General features: G+C 72.8%; 2 protein-coding genes. Both read right to left on the reverse strand.

Features of this window, described 5'->3' with window-relative positions:
- Positions 1-167: 167 nt before the first annotated feature.
- Positions 168-3,065 carry a penicillin acylase family protein gene (locus LCD35_RS24920; RefSeq protein WP_224962732.1) on the reverse strand — a complete coding sequence of 966 codons (2,898 nt, stop codon included), beginning with the start codon at positions 3,063-3,065 and terminating at the stop codon, positions 168-170.
- A 164-nt stretch (positions 3,066-3,229) separates the two neighbouring features.
- A partial coding sequence (locus LCD35_RS24925; RefSeq protein ID WP_224962734.1) for a hypothetical protein occupies positions 3,230-3,418 on the reverse strand: 189 nt, incomplete at its 5' end.

The raw sequence follows: 3,418 nt of genomic DNA on the forward strand, positions 1-3,418 counted from the left end.
CCCCCCCCCCGGCGCCCCCCCCGGCGCCCCCCCCCCCCCGCCCCCGCGGGGCCCCCCCACTCCACACCGCGCACGGGTGCCGGGGCGCTGCCTGCACACCGGTCTCGGGGGGGGCGGACCGCTTGTCCCATCCCGTTGGACGAACGGTCCGTTCACTCCGCGGCGGGTCAGCGGTGGGACGTGAACTCCACCACCTGCTGGTACGTCGGCCGGTTCTGCCAGCTGATCGGGTCGTGCGCGATGCCGCCGATCTTGTTGTGCACGATCGCGTCGGCACACCACTGGTCGCCGGGTTCGCAGTCGGCGTCACCGGGGTAGGTCTGCTCGGCCGGCGTGTCGGCGGCGGCGCGGAGGCTGTCCTGCAGCGCCTGCCGGCACGCGTCGAGGTCTCCTTCGCCGCACAGCGAGTTCCCGGGCGCGGCGGGCCCGGTGCCGAACCCGCCGGGCACCTCGTCGCCGAGCGCGCCGCGCAGGTTCTTCGACACCTGCCCGTACCAGCCGTTGAGGAACGCCGAGCCCTGGTGCGGTTGCCCGACGTGCAGCCCGGGTTCCTCGTTCTGCCAACCGGAGGGCGATTCGTTGATGTGCTCGGCGCCGGTCAGCGCCCGGTAGGCGTCGGCGCCCACGGCGGGTTCGAAGATGCCGCGGGTGAGTTGCGGCCACCAGGCGTCGAGGAGTTCGACGGCGTCGGCGTGCGCGTACTCCCGGCTGCCGGGCTCGGTTTCGGTGCGGAGACCGCCGTCGGCGAGCCAGGCGCGCAGCGAGTCGATCTCCCCGGCGAGCGCCGGGTCGACGGGCCCGCTGTCGAGCACCCGCAGCAGGTCCGGCAGCACGCGTTCGGCGCGCAGGTCGGCGACGGCGGCCTCGGACATGGCGCGGGTCAGTTCGGCCCGGTCGACGCCGCCCTGGGCGACGAGTCCGCGGACGCGGGAGTCGAGCAGGTCGCCGCGCTGCACGGCACCCTTGTTGAGGCCCGCGCCGCTGGTCCCGGGCGCCTGCTTGTTGTTCCAGCTGACGTAGTAGTCCTGGTCGACGGACTGCGGGTGCTGCTCCGGCGGCAGGTACCGGGCGGTGTTCCCGTCGGGGTTCCAGTCCTGCCAGTCGTGGGCGGGGTCGGCGAGCACCGGCATGCTGGGGTCGACGTGCGGTTGCCGCGCCGGGTTGGCCCCGGAGTTGAAGTAGGCGGTGTGCTCGGCGTCGGCGTAGAACCAGTTGAACGTGTAGTTCACGTCGTTCGCGGCCTGCTGGAACGCTTCCGGCGAGGTGATCTCGCCGGGGTCGTTGAACCGCTGGAACCCGATGATCGAGTCGACCTCGTGCTGGAAGGTGGAGCGCAGCGTGGTGTAGGCGACGGGTTTTCCGCCGATGGTGGCGCGGTGGGTGATCGGCCCGTACTCGGTGCGGAAGGACACGAGCCGGTAGGAGCCGGCGGGGGTGTCGTCACCGAGGTTCGGTTCCCACGCGTTGCGCCGCTCGACCTGCTTCATCGGCACGCATTCACCGCGGAACAGGTAGTGGTCGGCGTCCTTGGTGACGGAACCGCCGTCCGGGGAGCAGAGTTCGACGGCGTAGGTGTCGATGATGTCCTGGGCGGCGGTGGTGGCGCTCCACGAGTAGTCCTGGCCGCGGCCGAGCAGCGTGTAGAAGCTGAGTCCCGCGAACGAGGCGCCCTGGGAGGAGATCCCGGGTCCCTGCAGCTCTTGCAGGGTGAGCAGCTGCGGCGCGAAGTACCCGGTCTGCGGCCCGTACACGGCGATGGGGTGCCCGCTGGCGGTGTGCTCGCCGGAGACGAGCAGTGCGTTGGACATGCCGCGCGGTTCGGCCATGCCCGCGGGCAGCACGCCGTCGTCGAACATGCCGCGCAGCGCGTCGACCTGCTCTTCGCGGGGCAGCGGCCGTTCGGGCGCGGCTTCGGGGGCGGTCTGCGGCCCGGGCGCGGCGGCGTCGGGTTCGGCGGCGGAGCCGGTCTCGTCGAACACGAGCTGCTGGTCGGTGACGGAGCCGGGGTCGGGCATGGCGCGGCCCTGCGGGTCGTCCGGGGTGGCGGCGTAGGGGAATTCGCTGCCGTCGTGCACGGTGGAGATGGCTTCGGGGTCGTTCTCGGCGCGGAAGGTGCGCCAGACCTGTTCGCCGCGTTCGGGCCCGAAGCGCTCGTGCAGGGACATGCGGGCCACCGCCTGCTGCACTTCGTTGCCGCCTCCGCCGCCGAACTGGGCGCCGACGACGGAGGCCAGCACGACGAGGTCGGTGAGCTCGAAGGGTTCGATCTCGCCCGCGTTGGTGATGGGGTCGACGTGGCCGGTGGCGACGTATTCGCCGGGGAAGTAGCGGCCGTCGTGGGCTTCGCGGAGGTAGGTGTTGATGCCGTCCACGTAGGACTGCGCGTCGGCGAGGGCCTGCGCACCGCGCGGTCCCGATGCGGCGGCGCTGTCGATCTGCTGCTGCAGCTCCTCCTCGGTGTAGGGCGAGGTGGCGAAGAAGCTCTGCTCCAGTTCGCGGTTCGCGGGGGCGCCGCCGGCGAAGGGGCTGACCTCGCCGCGTCCGGCGTGGCGCAGCACGTCCATCAGGAACAGCTTGTCCTCGGCGGTGGCGTACCCGGCGCCGAAGGTGGTGCCCGCGCGGGTGTCGCCGTAGATGTGCGGGACTCCGGCGGACTTGTCCCGCACGACCGTGACGTCTTCGCGCGGCCGGTAGGTGCGGTCCACGTCGTCGGGTTCGACGCCGAAGGAGTTGTCGCTGAAGAACTCGTCGATGGTGCCGGTGGTGAGCTGCTTGTACCCGGTGGCCAGGTCGGCGTAGGGCGCGATCTGGTCGTCGGAGTGCTTCGGCTTGGTGCCGAACAGCAGGTGTCCGGCGAGTTCGGCGAGCGTGGCGTTGCCGTTCTGGCCGGGGGGCAGCACGTGGTGGCACTGCCCGCCGCAGTGGTCCGGGGCCTCGGGCGCGGTGAACCCGGACGTGCCGGGTGCGGCGGGCTCGGGGGCGGCGGCTGCGGCGGGGGCGAGGGCGAGCGCGCCGAGGAGGGCGCCGACGCCGAGTGCGGCGGTGATGCGGTGCGGCCCGGCCATCTGCGAGTCCTCTCGTCGGCTTCGGGCCGGACGCTAATCGAAGATCAGCGGAAATGAAATCAATTCACGTTCTGCGTGGATTCAGATTGAGCCGTCCGAGTGATCCGGTCACCCCGAACGCTCAGCTCCGCGACGACCACCGCTGCCCGGGTCGGCGCAGCGGCTCATCCGGCATCCGGGTGCCGCCCGACGTCCGCGGCCGCCCTCTCGACCGCCGCGGGCACCGGCGCGTCGCACCTCCCGGCCCCCGGCCGGTCCGGCACCGCCCGACCCGGCGCCACCCCGTCCGGCTCGTCCCGATCAGACCCGGCCCGCTCCGAGCCGGCCCGGCCGACCCCGGCCCGCTCCGGCAC

The sequence above is a fragment of the Saccharopolyspora sp. 6V genome (genome assembly GCF_020176785.1).
Lineage (GTDB): Bacteria > Actinomycetota > Actinomycetes > Mycobacteriales > Pseudonocardiaceae > Saccharopolyspora_C > Saccharopolyspora_C gregorii.